Source organism: Methylobacterium frigidaeris, assembly GCF_022179185.1.
GTDB lineage: Bacteria > Pseudomonadota > Alphaproteobacteria > Rhizobiales > Beijerinckiaceae > Methylobacterium > Methylobacterium frigidaeris.
The window spans coordinates 14531-38381 of record NZ_BPQJ01000057.1 but is presented as its reverse complement, the minus strand read 5'-3'; the positions used below and the strand labels follow the sequence as shown (position 1 = coordinate 38381).

The 23851-nt window shown below is 70.3% G+C and carries 19 protein-coding genes; 4 read left to right on the top strand and 15 right to left on the bottom strand.

Going from position 1 to position 23851, the window contains the following annotated elements:
* Window positions 1-168: 168 nt before the first annotated feature.
* The 3 genes from MFF64_RS32160 to MFF64_RS32150 all read right to left on the bottom strand — a co-directional run bounded on the left by MFF64_RS32160 (window position 169) and on the right by MFF64_RS32150 (window position 4217).
* Complete coding sequence (locus MFF64_RS32160) at window positions 169-1791, bottom strand: flavin-containing monooxygenase (protein ID WP_099899169.1); 1623 nt, start codon at window positions 1789-1791, stop codon at window positions 169-171.
* Window positions 1792-2106: 315 nt separating this feature from the next.
* Window positions 2107-3027, bottom strand: coding sequence for a hydroxymethylglutaryl-CoA lyase (locus MFF64_RS32155; protein ID WP_099899167.1), 921 nt, complete (start codon window positions 3025-3027; stop codon window positions 2107-2109).
* Window positions 3024-4217 carry a CaiB/BaiF CoA transferase family protein gene (locus MFF64_RS32150; protein WP_099899165.1) on the bottom strand — a complete coding sequence of 398 codons (1194 nt, stop codon included), beginning with the start codon at window positions 4215-4217 and terminating at the stop codon, window positions 3024-3026. Before MFF64_RS32150 ends, MFF64_RS32155 begins: the two co-directional genes overlap by 4 nt.
* A gap of 595 nt (window positions 4218-4812) precedes the next feature.
* On the opposite strand from MFF64_RS32150, the gene MFF64_RS32145 reads away from it, so the two are divergent.
* The 4 genes from MFF64_RS32145 to MFF64_RS32130 all read left to right on the top strand — a co-directional run bounded on the left by MFF64_RS32145 (window position 4813) and on the right by MFF64_RS32130 (window position 12030).
* Complete coding sequence (locus MFF64_RS32145; RefSeq protein WP_099899163.1) at window positions 4813-7104, top strand: ATP-binding protein; 2292 nt, start codon at window positions 4813-4815, stop codon at window positions 7102-7104.
* Window positions 7105-7113: 9 nt separating this feature from the next.
* Complete coding sequence (locus MFF64_RS32140) at window positions 7114-7575, top strand: response regulator (RefSeq protein ID WP_099899161.1); 462 nt, start codon at window positions 7114-7116, stop codon at window positions 7573-7575.
* 1 nt (window position 7576) lies between these two features.
* Window positions 7577-9334, top strand: coding sequence for a response regulator (locus MFF64_RS32135; protein WP_099899158.1), 1758 nt, complete (start codon window positions 7577-7579; stop codon window positions 9332-9334).
* 380 nt (window positions 9335-9714) lie between these two features.
* Complete coding sequence (locus MFF64_RS32130; protein ID WP_099899156.1) at window positions 9715-12030, top strand: xanthine dehydrogenase family protein molybdopterin-binding subunit; 2316 nt, start codon at window positions 9715-9717, stop codon at window positions 12028-12030.
* A 96-nt stretch (window positions 12031-12126) separates the two neighbouring features.
* On the opposite strand, the gene MFF64_RS32125 is transcribed toward MFF64_RS32130, so the two are convergent.
* From MFF64_RS32125 to MFF64_RS32070, 12 genes are all read right to left on the bottom strand, one after another.
* Complete coding sequence (locus MFF64_RS32125) at window positions 12127-13242, bottom strand: calcium-binding protein (protein ID WP_238193366.1); 1116 nt, start codon at window positions 13240-13242, stop codon at window positions 12127-12129.
* Window positions 13243-13482: 240 nt separating this feature from the next.
* Window positions 13483-14067, bottom strand: coding sequence for a YciE/YciF ferroxidase family protein (locus MFF64_RS32120; protein ID WP_238193365.1), 585 nt, complete (start codon window positions 14065-14067; stop codon window positions 13483-13485).
* A 219-nt stretch (window positions 14068-14286) separates the two neighbouring features.
* Window positions 14287-14709 carry a hypothetical protein gene (locus tag MFF64_RS32115; RefSeq protein ID WP_425324405.1) on the bottom strand — a complete coding sequence of 141 codons (423 nt, stop codon included), beginning with the start codon at window positions 14707-14709 and terminating at the stop codon, window positions 14287-14289.
* Between the two features lie 112 nt (window positions 14710-14821).
* Entirely contained in the window at window positions 14822-15805 is a 984-nt protein-coding gene (locus MFF64_RS32110; protein ID WP_099906554.1) for an ABC transporter ATP-binding protein, read from the bottom strand.
* On the bottom strand, window positions 15802-16782 hold the full coding sequence (locus MFF64_RS32105; RefSeq protein ID WP_099906556.1) for an ABC transporter ATP-binding protein: 981 nt from the start codon (window positions 16780-16782) through the stop codon (window positions 15802-15804). The genes MFF64_RS32110 and MFF64_RS32105 overlap by 4 nt, the downstream gene beginning before the upstream one ends.
* A complete protein-coding gene (locus MFF64_RS32100) occupies window positions 16779-17633 on the bottom strand; it encodes an ABC transporter permease (RefSeq protein WP_099906558.1) in 855 nt (284 codons plus the stop codon). Before MFF64_RS32100 ends, MFF64_RS32105 begins: the two co-directional genes overlap by 4 nt.
* Complete coding sequence (locus MFF64_RS32095; RefSeq protein ID WP_099906560.1) at window positions 17630-18571, bottom strand: ABC transporter permease; 942 nt, start codon at window positions 18569-18571, stop codon at window positions 17630-17632. The genes MFF64_RS32100 and MFF64_RS32095 overlap by 4 nt, the downstream gene beginning before the upstream one ends.
* Window positions 18572-18705: 134 nt before the next feature.
* Window positions 18706-20244 (bottom strand): ABC transporter substrate-binding protein, encoded by a 1539-nt coding sequence (locus MFF64_RS32090; protein WP_099906561.1) that lies wholly within the window; start codon window positions 20242-20244, stop codon window positions 18706-18708.
* 30 nt (window positions 20245-20274) lie between these two features.
* The gene (locus tag MFF64_RS32085) at window positions 20275-21423 is read right to left on the bottom strand and encodes an NAD(P)/FAD-dependent oxidoreductase (RefSeq protein WP_238193364.1); all 1149 of its coding nucleotides are present in this window, start codon (window positions 21421-21423) and stop codon (window positions 20275-20277) included.
* Window positions 21423-22799, bottom strand: a complete 1377-nt coding sequence (locus tag MFF64_RS32080; protein ID WP_099902884.1) for an FAD/NAD(P)-dependent oxidoreductase — start codon at window positions 22797-22799, stop codon at window positions 21423-21425. Before MFF64_RS32080 ends, MFF64_RS32085 begins: the two co-directional genes overlap by 1 nt.
* Window positions 22792-23082 carry a (2Fe-2S)-binding protein gene (locus MFF64_RS32075; protein ID WP_099902882.1) on the bottom strand — a complete coding sequence of 97 codons (291 nt, stop codon included), beginning with the start codon at window positions 23080-23082 and terminating at the stop codon, window positions 22792-22794. The genes MFF64_RS32080 and MFF64_RS32075 overlap by 8 nt, the downstream gene beginning before the upstream one ends.
* Window positions 23079-23768 (bottom strand): SDR family NAD(P)-dependent oxidoreductase, encoded by a 690-nt coding sequence (locus MFF64_RS32070; RefSeq protein WP_099902880.1) that lies wholly within the window; start codon window positions 23766-23768, stop codon window positions 23079-23081. The genes MFF64_RS32075 and MFF64_RS32070 overlap by 4 nt, the downstream gene beginning before the upstream one ends.
* Between the last annotated feature and the right edge of the window lie 83 nt (window positions 23769-23851).

Genomic DNA, 23851 nt, shown 5'->3' with positions numbered 1-23851 from the left:
ATCCTGTCCCCGCAACCAAGATCATGAACAAGCCCGTCGGCGAAAGCCGGCGGGCCTGTTCGCGTTCAGGCCAAACGAAGAAGAGCTTCACTCCGTCGACGCGGCAGAGATCTTCCACCGTGTCTTCGTTACGGTTGCGCTGCCGAACGGTCCGGCGGGGAGGGGACCTCAGCGCAGGGCGAAGCCGTCGTAGCCCTCGGCCGCCACGCGCTCGCAGATGCCCCGGTAATGCGCCATCCCGCCGGCATAAGGCATGAAGACCCGCGGCTTACCCGGTACGTTGGCGCCCAGGTACCACGAACTGCTCGCCATCGGCAGCAGCGTCGCCGACGCGGCACGGTTGACCTCTGCCCCCCACGATTCGGCCGCCTCCGGCATCGCCTCGATCCGGTCCAGCCCGCGCTCACGCAGGTGCAAGAGGCAATCGGCGATCCACTCGGCGTGCTGCTCGATCGCCACCGGCATGTTGGTCAGCACCGAAGGGCTGCCCGGCCCAGTCATGGTGAACAGGTTCGGGAAGCCCGGCACCTGCAGCCCGAGATAGCTCTTCGGACCGGCCGCCCAAACGTCCTTGAGCGTGAGCCCGTCGCGGCCGCGGATATCAAGACCGAGAAGCGGACCGGTCAGGGCGTCGAAGCCGGTGGCGAACACGATCACGTCGAGGGGGTAGGTCGCGTCCCGGGTGCGGACGCCCTCCGGCACGATCGCCTCGATGGGCGAAGACTTCAAGTCGACGAGCGTGACGTTGTCGCGGTTGAACGTCTCGAAGTAGTTGGTGTCGATCGGCGGGCGCTTGGTCGCGAAGAGATGGTCTCGCGGCGTGAGGGTTTCCGCCACCTCCGGATCCTTGACGATGCTGCGGATCTTGCCTCGAATGAACGCCGAGGCGGTCTCGTTGGCGTCGCGGTCGAGCATGATGTCGCGGAAGGCGGCGCGGAAGCGCAGGCCCCCGCGGTCCCAGGCCGCTTCGTAGATCGCCTCCCGCTCCTGGGCCGAGACGGCGAGGGCGGAGCGATCGGACAAGTCGAACGGGTGGCCGTTCGGCGCCTCGCGGGCCTTGCGGCGCAAAGCCTCGGAGTTCTCGCGGACCCAGGCCTTGAAGCTCTCGTCCATCGGGCCGTTGCGAGCCGGCACGCTGTAATTGGCGGTCCGCTGGAACACCGTGAGATGGGCGGCCTCCGCAGCAATCACCGGGGTCGCCTGGATGCCGGTCGACCCGGTGCCGATCAGCCCGACGCGCTTGCCCGAGAAGTCGACGCCCTCGTGCGGCCAGCGGCCGGTATGGTACCAGGCGCCGGCAAAGCTCTCGAGGCCGGGGATGGCCGGCACGTTGGCGCTCGACAGGCAGCCGACGGCGGCGATCACGAACTGCGCCTCGAAGCGCTCGCCGACCTCGGTGGTCACGGTCCAGCGATTCGCCGCCTCGTCGTAGGTCGCGCCGGCGACCCGGGTGCCGAGCTGGATGTCGCGCCGCAAATCGAACCGGTCGGCGACGTGGTCGAGGTAGCGGCGGATCTCGCCGTGCTCGGGATAGCGCTCGGTCCACTCCCATTCGTCCTCGAGCTCGCGCGAGAACGAGTAGGAATAGTAGTAGCTCTCGGAATCGCAGCGCGCCCCGGGATAGCGGTTCCAGTACCAGGTGCCGCCGATGCCCTCGGCCGCCTCCAGCACCCGCACCGACAGGCCGAGCCGGTCGCGCAGCAGGTGCAGCTGGTACAGGCCGGAGAACCCGGCCCCGACGATGATCGCATCATAGCGGTGAACGGGACCGGCTTCGTTTGGCTCTCTCATGGCGTCGGCGTCTCCCTCGTCCGGAGGCCGTCGCGCCCGTCGGCGCCCGGCTCCGTGGTGTTGGCTCCCCCGGTCATGGCGTCACCGCGGGGCCGGATCGGGCAAGGCTAGCAAGCGCCCGGCGCCTCGACCAAGCGCCGTGAGCGCGCGCCACCCATGAGGAGGGATCAGGCGACGGAGAGGGGAGATGCCCTGCCGATGCGTCCGCGCGGGTGATTGATGACGCCGGTCGGTCCTCAAATGCCGCGGTCGTTGCGGCGCAGGCCTCTCGGGAAACCAGAGCGGGACCGCCGTCTCGCGGGCGGCCTCCCGGCGTCAGGCCGCCTTGAGCGGCGGGGTGGGGTGCAGGTCGAGCGGGCGTCCGGCCTTGGCGACTTGGCCCGGCACGTCGTGGCCGACGAGGCGGGGCAGGTCGCGGGCGAGCGCGAGCAAGGCGTCGAGGTCGAGGCCCGTCGCGAGACCCATCTCCTCGGCCATGCTGACCAGGTCCTCGGTGCAGATGTTGCCGGTGGCGCCAGGCGCGAACGGGCAGCCGCCCAAGCCCCCGAGCGCCGCGTCGAACCGGCGCGCCCCGGAATCGTACGCCGCGAGCACGTTGGCGAGGCCGCAGCCGCGGGTATTGTGGAAGTGCAGCGTCAGGCGCTCGGCCCCCACCAGCGGCAGCACCCGGGCGACGAGGCGGGCGACCTGGCGCGGGTTGGCCATGCCGGTCGTGTCGGCGAGGGTCACCCCGTCGACGCCGAGGCTTAAATAGCGCTCCACCTGGGCCAGTACCTTGTCCTCGGGCTCGATGCCCTCGAACGGGCAGCCGAAAGCGGTCGCGGCCGTGGCGTTGACGCTGACCTGGCCGCGCACCGTCTCCATGATCGAGGCGAAGCCCCGGATCGAGGCCTCCGGCGTCATCCCCATATTGGCGCGGTTGTGGGTCTCGCTCACCGAGGCGACGAGGTTGATCTCGTCGGCCCCGGCTGCCAGCGCCCGCTCGGCGCCCTTCGGGTTCGGGACGAGGGCGACGTAGACGGTGCCTGGCCGGCGGGCGATGCCTGCAAAGACCTCGGCCGCGTCGGCGAGCGCCGGCACCGCCTTCGGCGAAACGAAGGATGAGACCTCGATGCGGGAGAAGCCGGCGGCGGAGAGCACGTCGATCAACCGGATTTTCTCGTCCGTCGGCACGAAGACCGGCTCGATCTGGAAGCCGTCGCGGGTCGCGACCTCTTGGATGATGATCTCGCTCACGCGACGGCTCCCTTCTGACGCAGGGACGCGATGCCGGCTTCGTCGAAGCCGAGTTCGGAGAGCACCGAGTCGGTGTGGGCGCCCAGAGCCGGGCCCTGCCAGCGCACGGTGCCGGGGGTCTCGGAGAGCTTCGGGACGATGCCGGGCATCTTCACCCGCGCGTCGCCGGGCAGGTCAGCTTCCAGGATCATGTCGCGGGCGGCGTAATGCGGGTCGGCGACGATGTCGGCCACCGAATAGATCCGGCCGGCCGGCACCTCGGCGGCGTCGAGCACCGCGAGGGCGTCCGTCACCGTGCGGCCCCTGGTCCAGTCGGCGATGACCGCGTCGAGCATCGCGGCCTGCCTCGAGCGGCCCTCGTTGTTGCGCAAGTCCGGGTCTTCCGCGAGGTCGCGCCGGCCGATCGCTGTCATGAGGCGACGAAAGATCGGGTCGCTGTTGCCGGCGATGACGACGAAGCCGCCATCCTGGCTCGGATAGGTGTTCGAGGGCGTGATGCCCGGAAGCGCTCCGCCGGTGCGGGTGCGAACCTCGCCGAGGAGGTCGTATTCCGGCACCAGGCTCTCCATGACGTTGAACACGCTCTCGACGAGGGACACGTCGATCACCTGGCCTGCGCCCTGGCCGGTCTTAACCCGCAGCAGCGCCATCAGGGCGCCGATGACGCCGTGGAGCGAGGCGAGCGTGTCGCCGATGCTGACGCCGACGCGGGACGGTGGGGTGCTCGGATCGCCGGTGGTGAAGCGGATGCCGCCCATCGACTCGCCGATGGCGCCGAAGCCCGGGCGGTCGCGGTAGGGTCCGGTCTGGCCGTAGCCGGAGATTCGGACCATCACGAGGTTCGGGTTGAGGCCTGAGAGCACGTCCCAGCCGAGACCGAGCTTCTCCAGCCCGCCGGGCCGGAAGTTCTCCACCACCACGTCGGCGCTCTCGGCCAGCCGCTTGACGATCGTGAGGCCGTCCGCCGACTTGAGGTTGACGGCGATCGACTTCTTGTTGCGCGACTGCAGGTACCACCAGAGCGAGGTGCCCTCGTGCATCTTGCGCCACCTGCGCAAGGGGTCGCCCTCGCCGGGCGGCTCGACCTTGATCACCTCGGCGCCGAACTCCGCCATCAGGCGGGTGGCGAAGGGCGCCGCGATCAGCTGGCCGAGTTCCAGAACGCGAATGCCCGCGAGCGGTCCGCTCATGACGTCTCCTCCGTACCGATCTGTCTTTGGGCCTTCCATAGTGGAAGAACGCGGAGCGGATCCAACCGTATCTCACGAGCGACCGTTCTCGCCACGGGAACGCAGGCGGTAAGCGCGAGGCGTACTGCGCTCGAGGTGCGCGACGAGGAGGCCGGCGGCGGGCGAGAGCGTGCCGGGGCGCGTCGCGTGCCTGCGCGGCCGCTCGCGGCGCCGCGCCTCGACGCATGGGTGACAGTCCTTCGCTCATGCGAGGCTCGCGCGTCTTCGCCCACGAGCACGCCGGTCATCGACGATCGTCCAGCGTGTCAGCGGGGCGGCCGAGAAGATTACCGGGCGCCGGCGCATCAGCGCCGGCGTCCGTTCGGGCTTGCCTGGCACCTTCGAACGCGTCCGTTCTAAGGTGCGGCGGTATTACATGATCGATGGCCGACCGTCGGCAAACGAACCGGTGCAGGATGCCACCTGAGACCCTCAGAGATGGGACGATCCACGCTGCCGCGCCGGATTCGCGCACTGGTGGGAGCGACTGCCTTCCCTTAAGGTCCCCGGCGGGAAACCGGTTCGGATCCGAACGGCGCGAGGGGCGAGGGCGGCCATGCGGTCTGTGCAACCGGCGGAACTCACGGCCTGCGACAGGGAGCCGATCCACGTCCTCGGCACGTTACAGCCGCACGGGTTCCTGCTGGCGCTCGAAGGACCGGAGCTACGCATCGTCCAGGCCAGCGCGAACCTGCCCGACCTGCCCGGGCGGCCCGCCGCGCAGGCCCATGGCCGTGCCCTGCGCGAGGCGCTGCCGGAGGTCGGGGCGCCGATCGTCGAGGCGCTGACGACGCAGCTCGGCCAAGATCTTGGCCAGGATCTCAGCCATGGCGGCGCGGCCTATCTCGGTACGCTCACCCTTGAGACCGAGGGCCCCCGCGAGCGCGGCGGCACCCGGTCCTACGACCTCGCGGCGCACCGCTCCGGCACCCTCATCGTGCTCGAATTCGAGGAGAGCGCCGGCGAGGCCGCGTCCGGCAGCCTCGATACGCTCTATCCGCGGCTGCGCGCCTTCATCGAGGCGTTGCACGGCGCCGGGACGGTGGAGGACCTGTGCGGGCTGCTGGCCGCCGACATCCGCCAGCTCACCGGGTTCGACCGCGCCCTGGTCTACCGGTTCGATCGCGACTGGCACGGCACCGTCGTGGCCGAGGACGGCAACGGCGTGCTGCCCTCCTACCTCGACCTGCGCTTTCCCGCCTCCGACATTCCGGCCCAGGCGCGGGAGCTCTACCGCCGCAACCGCCTGCGCATCATCCCGGACGCGGCCTACGAGCCGGTCCCGATCGTGCCGGCCCTGACCCCGTCGACCGGGGCGCCCCTCGACCTCAGCCAGTCCGTCCTGCGCAGCGTCTCGCCGGTCCATGTCGAGTACATGCGCAACATGGGCACGATGGCGTCGATGTCGATCTCGATCCTGGTCGAGGGCGCGCTGTGGGGCCTGATTTCCTGCCACAACAAGACGTCGCGGCGGGTGCCGCTGCAGACCCGCAACGCCTGCGACATCCTCACCCAGACCTTCGCTCTGCAGCTCGCCGCCAAGGAGCGCGGGACACTGGCCGAGCAGCGCCTGACCCTGGGCGCGATCCAGGCGCGCCTCCTCGGCTTCATGGCCGAGGAGGAGACCTTCGTCGAGGGCTTCCTCAACCACCCCGAGGATGTGCTGGCGCTCACCAATGCCGGGGGCGCGGCGATCGTCACCGGCCAGCGCTGTCACCTCCTGGGCCGCACGCCCTCGGAGCGGCAGGTGAGGGGCGTCTACGAGTGGCTCTCGGCCGAGCATGGCGGCGAGGCGGTCCACGTCACCGACGCCCTCTCCGAGGAATACCCGCCGGCGCGCACCATCGCCGACACGGCGAGCGGGCTCCTCGCGATCTCGATCTCGGAGAAATATGCCAGCTACGTGCTGTGGTTCCGGCCCGAGGTGGTCCAGACCGTGCGCTGGGGTGGCGACCCGAAGAAGGCCGCCACCAAGGACCCGGCCGGCGGCCCCGACCGGCTGCACCCGCGCAAGTCCTTCGAGACCTGGAAGGAGACGGTGCAAGGCCGCTCCCTGCCGTGGTCGGTGCCGGAGATCGACACCGCCAAGGACCTGCGCGCCGCGGTGCTCGGCATCGTGCTGCGCCGGGCCGAGGAGCTGGCGTCGCTCACCGAGGAATTGCAGCGCTCGAACAAGGAGCTCGAGGCGTTCTCATACTCGGTGAGCCACGACCTGAGGGCGCCGTTCCGACACATCGTCGGCTATGCCGAGCTGCTGCGCTCGCGCGAGGGCGACAAGTTCTCGGACCGCGGCCGGCGCTACATCGACACCATCATCGAGGCGGCGTTCTCGGCCGGCACGCTCGTCGACAACCTGCTGACGTTCTCGCAGATGGGCCGCAACGCACTCAACCGCATCCCCTGCGACATGAACCAGCTCGTCGAGGACGTGCGCCGCAAGATGATCCGCGACATTCCCCTCGAACGGACGATCCGCTGGCAGGTCGGCCCGCTCGGCCGGGCCCAGGCCGACCCGGTGATGATGCGGCTCGTGATCGAGAACCTGCTCTCGAACGCGGTCAAGTACACCCGCGGCCGGCCCGAGGCGGTGATCGAGGTCACCCGCGAGGCCGACCGCGAGGGCGAGGCGGTGTTCTGCGTGCGCGACAATGGCGTCGGCTTCGACATGGCCTATGTCAACAAGCTGTTCGGCGTGTTCCAGCGCCTGCATCGGGTCGAGGAGTTCGAGGGGACCGGCATCGGGCTCGCCAATGTCCGCCGCATCGTCGAGCGTCACGGTGGACAGGTCTGGGCCGAGGGGGTCCTCGGCCAAGGTGCGACCTTCCATTTCACGCTCCCCATCCGTTAGAGACGCGCCATGGCCGACCTCAAGCCGATCCTCCTCGTCGAGGACAACCCCAACGACATCGAGCTGACCTTGGCGGCGCTCGAGAAGAGCCAGCTCGCGAACAAGATCGTCATCTGCCGCGACGGGGCGGAGGCGCTCGAATACCTGCGCCGGCAAGGCCCGCATGCCGAGCGGTCGACGCAGGATCCGGCGGTCGTGCTGCTCGACCTCAAGCTGCCCAAGGTCGACGGGCTCGAGGTGCTGGCGGCGGTGAAGGGAGACCCCAAGACGCGGGCGATTCCGATCGTGATGCTGACCTCGTCGCGGGAGGAGAGCGACCTCGTGCGCTCCTACCAGCTCGGCGTGAACGCCTTCGTGGTGAAGCCGGTCGGGTTCAAGGAGTTCTTCGAGGCGATCCAGGATCTCGGTGTGTTCTGGGCCGTCCTCAACGAGCCGCCGCCCCACCGGACGGACTGGGCCTCCGGTGACTGACGTGACGGCGCCGGAGGACGGCGAGACCCCCTTGCGCATCCTGCTCCTCGAGGACAACGACCTCGACACCGAGCTCCTCACCGCGATCCTCGAGGATGCGGGACTCGCCATCGTGATCGATCGGGTGATCGCCCGCGACGCCTTCGCGGCGGCGACGGCGACGGGATGCCACGACATCATCCTGGCCGACTACGTGCTGCCCGCCTTCGACGGCATGAGCGCGCTCGCCACCGCCCGCCAGACCTGCCCGGAAGTCCCGTTCGTGTTCGTCTCCGGCACCCTCGGCGAGGACGTGGCCGTCGAGGCCTTGAAGCACGGCGCCACCGACTACGTGACCAAGCAGCGCCTCGACCGGCTGCCGCGGGTCATCCTGCGCGCCCTCTCGGAGGCTCGCGCCCATCTGCGCCGACGCGCCGCCGAGCAGGCCCTGCGCGACCTCAACGGATCCCTCGAGCAGCGCGTCGCGGAGCGGACGCGCGAACTCGCCGAAGCCAACGCGGCTTTGCAGCACCAGATCGCCGAGCGCGAGCGGATCGAGGACGCCCTGCGCCAGGCCCAGCGGCTCGAGGCGGTGGGCCAGCTCACCAGCGGCGTCGCCCACGACTTCAACAACCTGCTGACGGTGATCGCCGGCAACATCGAGTTCCTGGAGCGCGCAGTCTCGGACGAGCGCTCGAAGCGCCGGCTCGACATGATGCGGGGTGCGGCCGAGCGCGGCGCCCGGCTGACGGCGCAGCTCCTTGCCTTCTCGCGCCGGCAGAAGCTCGCGCCGGTGCCGGTGCAGCTCAACCAGACCGTCGCGTCGATGCGCGACCTCCTGCAGAGCTCGATGGGCGGCTCGGTCCGCATCGAGATGACGCTGCAGCCCGACCTGTGGCCGGCCCTCGTCGACGCGACCCAGATCGAGCTCATCATCCTCAACCTCGCGATCAACGCCCGCGACGCGATGGCGGTCGGCGGCTGCCTGACCATCGAGACCGCCAACGTCCAGCTCACCGCCGAGCCGAGCCGGGCCGAGGAGCCGAACCCGGGCGACTACGCGATGGTGGCGGTGAGCGACACCGGCACCGGCATCCCGCCCGAGGTGCTCGCCCGGGTGTTCGAGCCGTTCTTCACCACCAAGGAAGTCGGCAAGGGCTCCGGCCTCGGCCTCGCCCAGGTCTACGGCTTCGCCAAGCAGTCGGGCGGCGGCGTGCGCATCGAGACCACGCTCGGCGAGGGCACCTCGGTGCGGGTCTACCTGCCTCGGGTGGCGGCGGAGGCCGTCCCGCGCGAGGTGCGCCCGGTCGAGATCGACTGTGCCAGCGCCCGCGACGCGAGCGACAAGCGGGTGGTGCTGGTCGTCGACGACGACAGCGACGTGCGCGACATCACCACGACGCGTCTCGGCGAGGCCGGCTACGCGATCCGCGAGGCGGGCTCGGGCCTGGCAGCGATCCAGGCGCTGGAGACGGACCCCTGCGTCGACCTCGCGGTGCTCGACTTCGCGATGCCGGGCATGAACGGCGTCGAGGTCGCGACCGTGATCCGCCAGCGCTGGCCGCAGATCCAGATCCTGTTCGTCACCGGCTACGCCGATCATACCGCCCTGTCCCGGATCGACGGCGACGGCGGCGAGGACCGGGTGGTGCAGAAGCCGTTCCGCGGCGAGGACCTGGAGCGCAAGGTCGCGTCGATTCTCGACCCGCGCCCGCGGCTGACCCTGGTGAGCGGCGGGGGCGAGGCGTCCGCAAGGGCCGCCGGCAAGGCGCGGGGGTGAGCGGCTCCCGCGACTCTCCTGCCGCCACGACGAGCGACGGCGGCATCGGGAGTTTTGTGAGGTGAATGGGACAGGCGCGTCAGCAGCGCCGCAGACGGGTCCGATCCGACGTGCTACGGTCTGGCCGATAAGGACCGAGTCGCACGTTCGGCCGGTCCATCGGAGGATGACCGCCGCATGGCAGGATCCATGGTGACACCCATGGCCGGAGCCCGACCGCTCCCGATCCGCTTGGCCCCCCGCGCCCCCGCGCAGGCGGGACCGGACACCCTCCGCCGTCGCATCCCCTCGATCACGTGTGACTGCGCGCCCCGCCGCCTAGCCAGGCCGGTCGGCATCCGCGCCGCGCACCCCATTCAGCATCGCATCGCGAGGTTCACATGACAGTGACCAAGTTCGGTCTCGGCCAGCCGCTGCGCCGGGTCGAGGATCGTCGGCTGATCACCGGCGAGGGCCATTACGGCGACGACCACGCCCCCGCGGGCTGCCTGCACGCGGCGCTGCTGCGCAGCCCGCACGCCCACGCCAAGTTCACCATCACCGACCTCGAGGCCGCCCGGTCGATGCCCGGTGTGCACCTCGTGCTCACCGCCGAGGACGTGGCGGGCCTGACCGACATCAAGTGCCAGGCGCCGCTGCCGAACAGCGACGGCAGCCAGAACCATGTCGCCAATATCCCGCTGCTCGCCAAGGGCGTCGCCAAGCATATCGGCGACGCTGTCGCCTTCGTGGTCGCCGACACGGTGGCCCAGGCCCGCGACGCCGTCGAGGCGATCGGCATCGATTATGAGGTGCTGCCGGCCGTCGTCGGCATCCGCGGCGCTGTCGCGAGCGGCGCGGCGGCGGTGTGGGACGAGCAGCCGGACAACGTCTCGTTCGACTCGACCATGGGCGACAAGGCGCCGGTCGACGCCGCCTTCGCCAAGGCCGCCAAGGTCGTGAAGGTCGAGGTCGAGAACCAGCGCCTCGTCACGAACTACATGGAGACCCGCAGCGTCGTCGCCGAGTACGATGCGGCCACGGAGCGCTTCACCCTCACCATCCCGAGCCAGGGCGTGCACGGATTGCGCAAGACCCTGGCGGGCGTGCTCGGGGTCGAGAAGGACAAGCTCCGGGTCGTCACCGGCGATGTCGGCGGCGGCTTCGGCACCAAGACCTTCACCTACCGCGAGTACCCGCTGGCCGCCGAAGCCGCGCGCCGCTTGAACAAGCCGGTGAAGTGGGTCTCCGAGCGGGGCGAGCACTTCGTCGCCTGCACGCAGGGCCGCGACAACCTCTCGGTCGGCGAGGTCGCGCTCGACGCCGACGGCACCTTCCTCGCCATGCGTTTCGACGTGATCGGCGATCTCGGCGCCTACCTGTCGCAGTACGGGCCCTACATCCCGTATCTCGGCGCCACGATGCTGACCGGCGTGTACAAGACGCCGGCTTTGTACGTGCGGGTGCGCGGAATCTACACGAACACCGTGCCGGTCGATGCCTATCGCGGCGCCGGGCGGCCCGAGGCGGCCTACCTGATCGAGCGCCTGGTCGACCGGGCGGCACGGGAGACCGGGATGTCGCCGGCCGAGATCCGCCGGCGCAACTTCATCCCGCCGAGCGCGATGCCCTACACCACGCCGATCGGCGATCGCACCTACGATACCGGCGACTTCGCCGCCCATATGGGCCGCGCCATCGAGGCTTCCGACTGGAACGGCTTCGAGGCCCGCGCCGCCGAATCCCGCCGCAACGGCCTAGTGCGGGGCATCGGGCTCGCCACCTACATCGAGTGCACCGCCTGGGGCGAGGGCGAGGACGTCAAGATCACCCTCGACAGGGACGGGGGTGCCACGGTCTATGTCGGCACCCAATCGAACGGGCAGGGCCACGCCACCGCCTACGCGCAGTTCGCGGCCGAGCATCTCGACTTGCCGCTGGAGCGGATCCGGATGGTGCAGGGCGACACCGACAAGGTCGCGACAGGGGCGGGCACCGGCGGTTCGCGCTCGATCCCCGTCGGCGGCATCTCGGTCGGCGCAGCCTCAAAGAACCTCGCCGGCAAGCTCAAGGAGCTCGCCTCCGAGGAACTGGAAGCCGGAATCGGCGACCTCGAGATCGCCGAGGGCGCGGTGCGTGTCGCCGGCACCGACAAGTCGATCGATTTCGCGGCTTTGGCGGCCCTGCCGAAGGCCACCGAGGCGATGCTGACCGGCCAGGGCGATTTCGTGCCGCCGAGCGCGACCTATCCCAACGGCACCCACGTGGCCGAGGTCGAGATCGACCCCGAGACCGGCATCACCACGATCGTGCGCTACACCGTCTGCGACGATTTCGGCATCGTGGTGAACCCGCTGCTGCTCGCCGGCCAGGTCCATGGCGGGGTGGCGCAGGGCATCGGCCAGGCGCTGCACGAGCGCACGGTCTACGACGACGACGGCCAGCTCCTGACCGCGAGCTTCATGGACTACGCCATGCCGCGGGCCGGCGACGTGCCGTTCTTCCACTTCGAGACGAAGAACGTCCCCTCGACCACCAACCCGATGGGCATCAAGGGCGCGGGCGAGGCGGGCAGCATCGGCTCCTGCCCGGCCGTCATGAACGCGGTGGTCGACGCCCTCGACCGCAGCGTGGGCCTGCGCGACATGGACATGCCGGCGACCCCGGCCCGGATGTTCGCGGCGCTGGAGCCGCTGCGCAAGGCCGCTGCGGCCTGACGCCTACGCTCCCGCGGTCCACGGAACGCGGCGCCCGGCCTCTCCCGGCCGGGCGCCGTCTCTCGTGTTTGACGGCCGGGCGGCGCCCCGCATCGCTCAGGTATAGACGCCCGGCGCCGTGGCGGTCGCGAAGGCGCCGTCGCCCACCTGCACCGCGCGCCCTTCGCCGGCGCCGTATTGCAGGAAATGCTCCAGCGGATTGATGCCGGCCGCCGCCACGTCGGGATTGGCCGCCAGATAGGCTTTGGTGTCGAAATTGGCCGAGGGGTCGCGGCCCTCCTTCCAGCCATAGGTGAGATAGTGCTGGAGCGGGTCGATACCGGCCGCCGCCACGTCGCTATAGGCCGCCAGATACCCCCTGGTGTCGAAATAGGCGTTGGGATCCCGGCCCTCGCGCCAGCCGTACCGGCCGAAATGCGCCTCCGCATCGAGGCCGGCGAGCAGCACGTCGGTGTTCCGGCTGAGGTAGAACAGGTCGTCGACCGCCGCGTTGCCGTCGGCCTGGACGATCGTGCGGTCGGAGAACTCGAACACCTCGGTGTTCTTGACCTCGTCGCGCCCCGTCGATCCGTCGAAGGTGACGAGCGATCCCGACGACGTGACCGCTAAGTCGCGGAACGCGGCATCGAACACCGCCGTGTCGGTGCCGACCGCGCCGTCGAGACGGTCGTTGCCCGGCCCGCCATTCATGCGGTCGTTGCCGTAATCGCCGAACAGCACGTCGGCGCCGGCATCGCCGAACAACGAATCGTTGCCGAGGTCACCGTCGACGAGGTCGTCGCCGTCGCCGCCGCTTACCAGGTCGTCGTCCTCGCCGCCGGCGACGAAGTCGTTGCCGGCCTCGCCGTAGACCTGGTCGTTGCCCTGCTCACCGACGAAGAAGTCGTTACCAGCACCGCCATAGATCGTGTCGTTGCCCGGATTGCCGGCGGCGTAGTCGTCGCCGTCCTGGCCGTAGATCAGGTCGTTGCCGGCCTCGCCGATCAGCTGGTCGAAGCCGGCCCCACCGTAGATGACGTCGTTGCCGGGTCCGCCGGCGATGTAGTCGAGATCCGCTCCGCCGGTTATGACGTCGTTGCCGTCCTGACCGTCGATGCGGTTGAAGCCGCCCGGATCGGTGATCTTGTCATCCCCGAGGAGCCCCAGGATGACGTCGTCGCCGGTCGTGCCGGAGAGCACGTCGTTGCCGTTCGTACCGAGGATCGTGGCCATGCTTCTTCCTTCCAATTGCTGGACAGGAGTTGCGACGGCGCCATCTTACGGACGTGAAACAATCGAGCTTTGATGCAAGTTAAACGATGCATGCTTTGCATCACATCGACGATTATTGACAGTATTGAATCTGTCAATACTCAATTCATACGGAAGCGGGCGGCACAGAAATCTGTGCCGCTTTGCTTGCCATGCAGACGCAAAGGAGGCGCCACGACGGCGCCTCTCGGATCTCGCGGCTCAGGCCGCCTTGCCGGATCTGGACGTGCCGGACTTGGGTGTGCTGGACTTGGGTGTGTTGGACTTGGCATTACCGGAGGTGGAATCACCGTCCTCGGTGCCCTCGACGTTGAGGCGCTCGGCGAGTTCGGTTAGCAACTGGTCGGTCTTCTTCTCTTCCTGGAGCGTCTCGTCGAGCAGCGCGGCGGCGTCCTCATGGCCGAGCTGGAGCGCCCAGGTCTTCAGCGTGCCGTAGCGGGCAATCTCGTAGTGCTCGAGGGCTTGGGCCGAGGCGGCCAGCACCGCATCGGCGGCCGGGCCGTCGCCGAAATCCTCCAGATCCTCCTCCATCTCGCTCGTCAGCCCCTGCATCGCCTCGCAGGTCTTGCCGCGGGCGGGCTTGCCGATGATGTCGAAGACCTGCTGGATCCGCTCGACCTGGGTCGCGCTCTCCTCGGCATGGGTCTCGAAGGCCTGCTGCAACTCCTCGTGTTGCGCCGACTTGGCCGCCTTCTTCAGCGCACGAACCGACTGCCTCTCGGCATAGTACACGTCCTTGAGCGTCTCGTAGAACGCGTCCTGCAAGGTCTTCTGCTTCGTTGCCATGCGCGCGCATACCTTTACTGAAGGTCAACTGACCGGACCGCAGCTCATCGATCCGCGATCGCAGGCAGAACGCGCGAAATCTGCCGAGGGTCCGGGCAGAATTGTGGAAAAATCCACATTGCGGTCGCAGGCGGGTGGTGCCCGGCCGCACCGGCAGCAATAGGAGGCGTCGCGCCGCCGGGAGAATCGTCCCCGGCGGCTTTCGTGGTCGGGGCGGTCTCAGCAGGCCAGCTTGCGGCCCTCGCGGAACCCATGAACCTGGAAGTGCTTGTAGCCCGACTCCATCTTGCCGGCGAGCACGGCGCGGGCCACGTCCGGATTGCAGCGCAGGTACTCGCGTTCGTTGAAAGCAGCGCCGCCGCGGTTGCGCTCGCCGTAATCCCGGTCGCGGTCACGGGACCCGTAGTCGCGCTCGCGGCCACGATAGTCGTCCCGCCGGCCGTAATCGTCGCGGCGATCCCGATAGTCGCGGTCGCGGTAGTCGCTATCGCGGCTGCGGTAGTCGCGATCCCGATAGTCGCGGTCGCGGTCGCGGTACCCGTAATCGGGGCCGCCATAGGGTTGAGCCGTGGCGGTCCCCACCGCGCCGAGCAGGCCCAATCCGACGACCGCCATCACCCCGAGCTTCTTCATCGTCCTCATACCCCTTCGCAAGGCGTTTCGTCGCCGTTGGGGAAGCTAGAGCAATCAGAGGCGATGGGGATAGCGCCCTCATGTCCCGGTGGAGGTGGTCGTCTGCGGAGGGAACGGCCCGTCACGCCCCGCCGTAGAGATGGCAGGCGACAGCGCGTCCGGGCGCCGCTTCGCGCAAGGCCGGCGCCTCGGCGCGGCAGCGGTCGAAGGCGCGCGGGCAGCGGGGATGAAAGTGGCAGCCCGCCGGAGGCTTGAGCGGCGAGGGCGGCTCGCCCTCCTGGAAGCTCATCGCCACCGGCCGCTCCGGATCCGGCACCGGGGACGAGGCCTTGAGGAGCTGGGTGTAGGGGTGGAGCGGCTCCTCGAAGAGCTGGCCGACGGGGCCGCTCTCCACCACCCGGCCGAGATACATCACGGTCACTCGCTGGCAGAAATGCCGCACCACGCCGAGATCGTGCGAGATGAAAACGAAGGCGAGGTTGCGGGCCTGCCGCAGCGCTTCGAGCAGCCGCAGGATCTGCGCCTGGACCGAGACGTCGAGGGCGGAGACCGGCTCGTCGGCGAAGATCAGGTCGGGCCCGAGCGCGAGCGCCCGGGCGATGCCGATGCGCTGGCGCTGGCCGCCGGAGAATTCGTGCGGGAAGCGCGCAGCGGCATTCGCCGGCAGGCCGACCTCTGCGAGCAGAGCGGCGACGCGCTCCGTCAGCTCCGACCCACGGGCGAGGCCGTGGACTCGCAGCGGCTCGCCCAAGGCCTCGCCGATGCGCTGGCGCGGATCGAGGGAGGAGGCCGGATCCTGGAACACGATCTGCATCCGCCGCCGCAGGCGCCGCATCGCGCCGGCGGAGGCGGCCAGCACGTCCTGGCCGTCGAACCGCACCGTGCCGCCATCCGCGTCGGTGAGGCGCAAAGCCACCCGGGCGGTGGTGGACTTGCCGCAGCCCGACTCGCCGACGACGCCGAGCGCTTCGCCGCGCGCGACCGTGAACGAGACCCGGTCGAGGGCGCGCACCAGGCTGGTCTTCGCGACCGGGAAGCCGCGGCGGATCGTGAAGGTCTTCGAGAGATCGCGCACCTCGAGCAGGGGAGAAGGCGTCGTGCTCATGCGGCCCTCACCCAGCAGCGCACCGCGTGGTCGGAAGCGCCCTTGAGCGGCACCAGCGGCGGCCGCTCGCGGCAGCGCTCCTCCCGCAGCGGGCAGCGGCCCTGGAAGCGGCAGCCCTCCGGCATCTCCGGCAGGGTCGGCACCGTGCCGGGGATCGCCGCGAGTGCCTGCACCCGGTCGACCCGCGGCATCGCCTGGAGCAGCCCCTCGGCGTAGGGGTGGGTGGGCTGAGCGAAGAAGGCGCGCACCGGCGCGCTCTCGACCACGTCCCCGCCATACATCACCATCACCCGGTCGGCGACCGAGGCGACGACGCCGAGATTGTGGGTGATGAGCAGCACCGCCAGCCCCTCGCGGCGCTGGATGTCGGCGAGCAGGGCCAGCACCTGGGCCTGGATGGTGACGTCGAGCGCGGTCGTCGGCTCGTCGGCGATCAGCACCCGGGGTGAGCAGGCGAGCGCCATCGCGATCATCACCCGCTGGCGCATGCCGCCGGAGAATTGATGCGGATAGGCGTCGATCCGCTCGGCCGCCGAGGGCACCCGCACCCGCTCGAGAAGCGCGATCGCCTTCTCGCGTGCGGCCGCCTTCGACAATCCGCGGTGACGCCGCAGGGCCTCGGCGATCTGGAAGCCGATCGTCAGGACCGGGTTGAGCGAGGTCATCGGCTCCTGGAAGATCATCGCCAGGCGGTCGCCGCGCATCGCCTCGCGCTGAGCCTCCGAGGCGGCCCGCATGTCGGTGCCGTCGACCACGATGGAGCCCGCGGCGACGCGGCCGATCTTGGGGGCGAGGAGCCCCATCACCGACAGCGCGGTGAGGCTCTTGCCGCAGCCCGACTCGCCGACGAGGGCCAGGGTCTCACCCCCGGAGACCGCGAACGAGACCTCGCGCACCGCGTCGTACCAGGTGCCGCCGACGCGGATCTGGGTGGTCAGCCCCTCGACCTTGAGGAGGTCCGGTGTCGCGGTGCTCATGGCGCCCCCCGCGGGTCGGTGGCGTCGCGCAGGCCGTCGCCGATCAGGTTGAGGCCGATCATCACGGCCAGGATCGCCAGGCTCGGGAAGATCGACAGCCAGGGCGCATCGAGCAGGTTGTCGAAACCCTCGCGCACGATGCTGCCCCAGGTCGCGGTCGGCGGCGGCACGCCGAGGCCGATGAAGGCGAGGGTCGATTCGGTGCGGATCGCGGTGGCGAGCCAGAGCGAGGCCAGCACCACCACCTCGTCGAGGATGTTCGGCAGGATGTGGCCGAACATGATGCGGAGGTCCGAGTAGCCGAGCGCCCGGCAGGCATCGACGAAGTCGCGCTGGCGCATGGCCAGCGTCGAGCCCCGGGCGATGCGGATGAAGGCCGGCACCGCCGTGACCGCGATGGCGAGGATCAGGTTGCCGAGGCTCGGCCCCAGCACCGCCACCAGCATCAGTCCCATGATGAGCTGCGGGAAGCTGAGCAGCACGTCGGTGGCCGCGGTGATCAGGCGGTCGGTCCAGCCGCCGAAATAGCCGGCCACCACCCCGATCACCGTGCCGAGGACGACGCCGATGATCGTGGCGAGGAAGCCGACGGAGAGCGAGATCCGGGCGCCCCAGATCACCCGCGAGAGCACGTCGCGGCCGAAGAAGTCGGTGCCGAACCAGTGCTCGGCGGACGGCCCCATCAGGGCGGCGACCGGGTCCTGTTCGTTGGGATCGTAGGGGGCGATCCAGGGCGCCAGGATCGCGAGGGCGATCACGACCAGCACCGTGACGGCGCCGATCATCAGGCCCGGCGAGCGGGTGGCCCGGCGCCAGGCGCTCGGGGCGGCGGAGGCGGCAGCGGCGCTCATTGGGCCGAGACCCGCGGATCGACGAGGCCGTAGGCGATGTCGGTGAGCACGTTGGCGACCACGATGGCGAAGGCGGAGACGACCATCAGGCCCTGGAGCAGGCTGTAGTCGCGCTGGGTCAGCGCGGTCACGATCAGCTTGCCGAGGCCGGGCCGGTTGAACACGATCTCGGTCAGCACCGCGTTGCCGATCAGGACGCCGAGATAGAGCCCGACCACGGTGACGACCGGCACCAGCACGTTGCGCAGGGCATGTCGCCAGACCACGACCCGCCCCGGCATGCCCTTGGCCCGGGCGGTGCGGACGTAATCTTCGGAGAGCGCCTTCAGCATGCCGGAGCGGGTGACGCGGGTGACGTAGGCGACCATCAGGAGGCCGAGATTGAGCGCCGGCAGCACGAGCGCGCCGAGCCGGTCGAGGAGGCCGCCGGTGCGCGGGGTCGAGATCACCGGGAACCAGCGCAGCTGCACCGCGAAGGCGATCAGCAGCAGGATGCCGGAGACGAAGGCCGGGAAGGAAACGCCGGCGAGCGAGACGATGCGGGCGATCCAGTCGGCGAGCCCGTCGCGCCGCCGCGCCGCCACAACGCCGAGGGGCACGCCGACCCCGACGCCGATCGCCACCGCCGCCAGCGTCAGCTCGATCGTGTAGGGCAGGACGTGGGCGACGTCCTCCAGCACCGGCCGGTTGGTGGTGAGGGAGCGGCCGATATCGCCGGTGGCGATCTGCCCCATGAAGGCGAGGTACTGGACGACGATCGGTTTATCCAACCCGAGCTTCGCCCGCAGGTCGGCCCGGGCGGATTCGCTCGCCTGGTCGCCCAGGATCACGATGGTCGGATCGCCCGGGACCACCCGCACGAGCACGAACACCACGGTCAGCACCGCCACCAGCGTCGGGATCGCCAGGAGGAAGCGCTTGAGGATGAACTGGAGCATGGGCGGGCCGGGGGTTGGAGGGAACTATCGCAACGTCGCCGGATGAAGCGCGGATCTCTCCTCTCCCCGCCCGCGGGGAGAGGCGATGCACGCGACTTGCCGTGAGAAGCAGGCAGATCGTGCGCAGAGAGTGCCTACTTCTTGTCCGTCGCTTCCGTGATCACCGGCCCGAGGTGGATCGCCCCCTTGAAGTCGTACCCGTAATCGACCGTCTTCTTGTGCGCCCAGACCTGCAGCCCCTCGGAGAGCGGCACGGCACAGACCTGCTCGATGATCTTGGTTTGCGCCGCCTTCCACAGGGTCTTCTGCGTCTCCGGATCGGGCTCGGTGCGGGCCTTCCGGATCTCGGCATCGGCCGCGTTGCAGTGCGAGAAGTTGGTCACCGCCGTCGGCGTGCCGACCGTCGAGGCCGAATCGAAGAACTGGGTCAGGTAGGTGTCGGCGACGGGGAAGCGCGCCGCCGCGTAGTAGACCGCGTCCGATAAATCCTTGCGGATCTGGGCGTGGAAGGTCTGGTGGTCGACGACGTCGAGCTTCAGCTCGATCCCGGCCTTCTTGAGCTGGCCCTGCACGATCTGCATCGCGGTCAGCATGGTCGGCAGGCTGGTCTGGACCGCCGTGATGGTGATGCCGTTCGGGTGGCCGGCCTCGGCCAGCAGCGCCTTGGCCTTGGCGGGGTCGTAAGGAGGCAGCGGCGCCTTGTCGTCGGTGCCGAGATAGCCCTTCGGGATGATCGATACCGCCGGCTCGGTGACGCTGGCGCCCTTGAACTGGACGATCTGCGCCTGGCTGATCGCATGGGCGATGGCGCGGCGCACCCGCACGTCGTCGAGGGGCTTGTGGCTGATGTTCAGATGCAGCAGCGCCAGCTCCGCCGGCCGCACGATGTCGACCGAGACGTCGGGCTCGCGGCCGAACCGCTCGGCCCAGCGCTGGTCCTGGCGACCGTAGACGACGTCGAGCTCGCCCGAGGTGAAGGCGAGGTCGCGGGCGGCGTCGGCCGGGATCAGCCGGTAGAGGATGCCGCCGAGCTTCGGCTTGCCGCGGAAGTAATCCGGGTTGGCCATCAGCCGCACGCTCTCGTTCGGCTTGTACTCGGCGAAGGCGAAGGGCCCGGTGCCGATGGGCTTGAGGCGGAAGTCGTTGCCCAGCGCCTCGACCGCCTTGCGGCTGAGCACGTTGCCGCCGTGATAGTTCGCCACGAGCCCGAGCAGCGAGGGCACCGGATGCTTGAGGGTGATCCGCACGGTGTACGGGTCCACCGCCTCGATCGTCTCGAAAGCGGCGTAGTCGGTCGAGAACGACGAGGTCTTGGGGTCGGCGGCGCGCTTGAGCGAGAACACCACGTCGTCGGCGGTCATCTCGCCGTAGCCGCCGTGGAACGTGACGCCCTTGCGCAAGGCGAACGTCCAGGTCCGGCCATCCTCCGAGCGGGTCCAGGATTCGGCGAGGTCCGGCTCCAGGGTCTCCAGGCTTGTCGAGCCCGGCTTGAAGCGCACCAGCCCGTTGAAGATCCAGGACACGACCGGCTTGTCCTGGGTGCTGGTGGCTCGGAACGGATCGAGCTGGCTGACGTCGGCCGCCGCCATGCCGATCGTCAGGGTCTTGGTGCCCTGTGCGAGGGCCGGCCCGGCGGCGAGCAGGGCGAAAGCTGCGAAGAGGAAGCGTCTCATCGTGGTGATCCCCCTGGGTCGTTGTTCTCGTCAGTGCTCGATCTCGCCCTCCGACCGGTACGGCCCGCGCCACGCGGCGAAGCGCTCGATCCGGAACGGATGGAGGGGGGAGGCGGAGCGGCCCTGCGTCACGAGCTCGGCCAGGATCTCGCCGACGACCGGGCCGAGCTGGAAACCGTGGCCGGAGAAGCCGAAAGCATGAACCAGGCCGGGCGTGGTCGAGGAGGGCCCGATGACCGGGATGTGGTCCGGCATCTCGCCGTCGAGGCCGCTCCAGCTGCGGATGACCTGGGCGTGGGCGAGGTCCGGGATCAGGGTCAGGGTCTTCCCCATGGCGCCGAGCGAGGTCGCCGCCACCGGTCGGGCGAGGCCGTCGGCGATGTCCGCCGTACCCCGGCCGCCGCCCAGCACCACGTTGCCGCGCCGGGTCTGGCGCACGTAGACGTCGCCGCCGACGACCCCGATCGACCGCGTCACCAGCGGCGCCAGAGGCTCGGTCACCACCATGTTGGGGCTGAGCGGCGCCACCGGGGCGGTCTCGCCGAACCACCCCGCCACCGCGCCGCCATAGGCGCCGGCGGCGTTGACGAGGCTGCGGCTCCGCACGGTCACGCCCTCGGCCTCGACCGTGAAGCCGGACCCGTCATGGACTGCGTGGCGCACCGGGGCGTGCTCGCGCACCTCCGCCCCGAGGCGGCGGGCCAGCCGCGCGAAGGCCGGGCCCACCACCCGCGGATTGGCCTGCCCGTCGCTGGGGGAGAGCGAGGCGCCGACGATCGCCGGGCCGAGCCACGGCATCTCGGCGCGCAGCGCGTTCGGCCCGAGGAGCTGGAGATCGAGGCCGTGCCCGGCCGCGTCGCGGGCGTAAGCCTCCAGCACCGCCATGTCGGATTCGCAGCGGGCGAGCTTGATGTGGCCGGTCGCCTCGAACCCGACATCCTCCGCCAGCCTGGCGTTCAGCCCGTCCCAGAGCACGCGGGAGCGCCGCGACAGCGGCAACTCCGAAAAATCCCGGCCCTGCTGGCGCACGCCGCCGAAATTCACCCCGCTGGCGCCTGCGCCGCACAGGCGCTTCTCCAGCACGGCCACGGAGAGCCCGGCCTCGCGCAAGGACACGGCGGCGGCGCAGGCCGCGATGCCGCCGCCGATGATCGCGACGTCGACGGTGAGATTCTCCATCACGCCGGCTCCCGCATCGGGATCGGCTTGATCGGCGCCTGCCCGCGCAGGCGGCCGACCGTCTCGACGGGCACGTGCAGGTGGTCGGCCAGGATCTCGGCGGCGGCGTGGCCGCAGACCCGGCCCTGGCAGCGGCCCATCCCGGCCCGGGTCAGGGCCTTGAGGCGGTTCATCTCGCGGGCGTCCCGCTCGGTCGCGGCCCGCCGCAGGGCGCCCGCGGTGATGCCCTCGCAGCGGCAGACGATCTCGTCGTCGCCGATCTTTGCGATGAGGTGATGAGGGTAGGGGTAGGCGGCCTCGAGCGCGGCGCGAAACCCGGCCTGCCGCGCGAGCGTCCGGTCGAGGCGGGCCTCGCGGGCGGCGTCGCGGGGCCGGCCGAGATCAGCGAGCAACGTCAGCGCCGTGCGCTCGCCCTGCAATTCGGCCACGTCAGCGCCGCCGATGCCGCTGCCGTCGCCGGCGAGATAGACGTGCGGGTGCGAGGCACGGCCCTCGGGCGAGCGCTCCGGCTGCCATTGCCGCGTCACCGGCTCGAACACGAAGCGGCACCCGGCGAGGTCCGCGGCTTGCGCCTCGCTGCGCAGGCCGAACGACGCCCCGACCGCGTCGCAGGCGACCCGCTGCCGGCGGCCCCGCGAATCCTCCCAGGCCAGCGCCTCGACTTGGACGTCGCCCTCGACCGCCACCGCCCGCACCCCCGAGCGCACCGGCAGCCCGCGCAATGCCCCGCGCAGGGTATACCAGACCCCCTTGGCGAGGGTCGCCGGCATTGCGGCGAGGCGGGGGGCCGCCTGCACTTTCGGCCCGAGCGGCGTGACGTCGAGCACCGCGGCGATCTCCGCCCCCGCCTTGGCGTATTGATGGGCGACGAGCGGCAGCAGCGGCCCCGCCCCGACCAGGGCGACGCGCCGGCCGATCGTCATGCCCTGCGCCTTCAGGGCGATCTGCGCCGCCCCGAGGGTGAACACGCCCGGCAGGGTCCAGCCCGGGAAGGGCAGGGTGCGGTCCATGGCGCCGGTCGCGAGCACCAGCCGGTCGGCCGGGATCCGGTCATGGCCCCCGGGCCCCAGGCAGTCGAGGTCGAAACCCGGTGAACCCCGCGTCGCGATCCCCCACACCATCGTGCCGGGACGATACCCGATGCGCGGGGCCAGCGCGTCGGCGAGGTCGTGCAGCGCCTGCGCCCGGCCAGCCTCGAATCCGTAGAGTGCGGCGGCAGGCCGCTCGGCACCGGGCGGCGGCCGGCGGTAGATCTGGCCGCCGGCGCGGTGGCCTTCGTCGATGAGGAGCGGCCGCAACCCCGCCTCGGCGAGGACCTGCGCCGCCCGCAGGCCCGCCGGCCCCGCGCCGATGATCGCGATGACCGGGTCAGCCACCGACCCCTCCCGTGACCACGGCCATGCCGGGCTCGACCAGGGTGGTGCAGGCGCGCACGCGCCGGCCGTCGGCCAAGGTCACCCAGCAATCCTGGCAGGCGCCCATCAGGCACCAGCCGGCCCGCTCGCCGGGGCCGAACTCGAACCGGCGCAGAGCGCGCCGGTGCAGCAGGATCGCGCCGATCAGCAGGTCGCCGGCCTTCGCCTCCGCCGCCACCCCGTCGATGGTGAAGGGAACGGCCGGGCCCGGCCGCTGCGCGAGGCGCTGGAACAACCCGCTCACAGCATGTCCTCGTGCCGGCAGTTGAGCAGCAGTTCGGCGACGCTCGCGGTGTTGGGCAGCCGCACCAGCGTCTCGATCACAGCGGCGACATCCTCCGGCCGGGACATCATCTCCCGCGGCTGCTTGGTGACGTGGGCGGTCATGTCGGTCTCGACGAAGCCCGGGCAGAAGGCGGTCGCCCGGATGCCGTGCTCCCAGCCCTCGCGCCGCACGGCCTGGGTGAGGCTGATGAGTGCCGCCTTCGCGATGGCGTAGCCGGCATTGTCATTGCGCACCCGCTTGCCCGAGAGCGAGGCGATGTTGACGATCCGTCCGCTGCCTGAGGCGACGAGGTGTGGCCAGGCCGCCCGGATCACCCGCATCGGCGCCTTCACGTTGACGGCCATGAGCGCGTCGAAGGCAGTCTCGTCCGGATCGAGGAAGCGGGCCATCGGGTTGATGCCGGCGGCGTTGACCAGCACGTCGATCCGGCCGAACTGATCCAGCGTCGCGGCGGTCCAGGCCTCTTCGCTGCCGGATTTCTCGGCGTCGTAGCGGCAGGCGTACCACCCGTCCGGCGCGGCGCGCGGATCGCGCAGGCCGGCGCTGATCCGATAGCCGGCCCGGGACAGCCGGTCCGCCACGGCCCGCCCGATGCCGCGCGAGGCGCCCGAGACCATCGCGACCCGTCCCGCCGGCTCAAGCATCGCTGCCCCGCTCCTCCGCTGATCGCCGCATCGACGACCTCTCCCCGAATCCCATGCGGGGAGGATTGATCGTTGCCGCGACT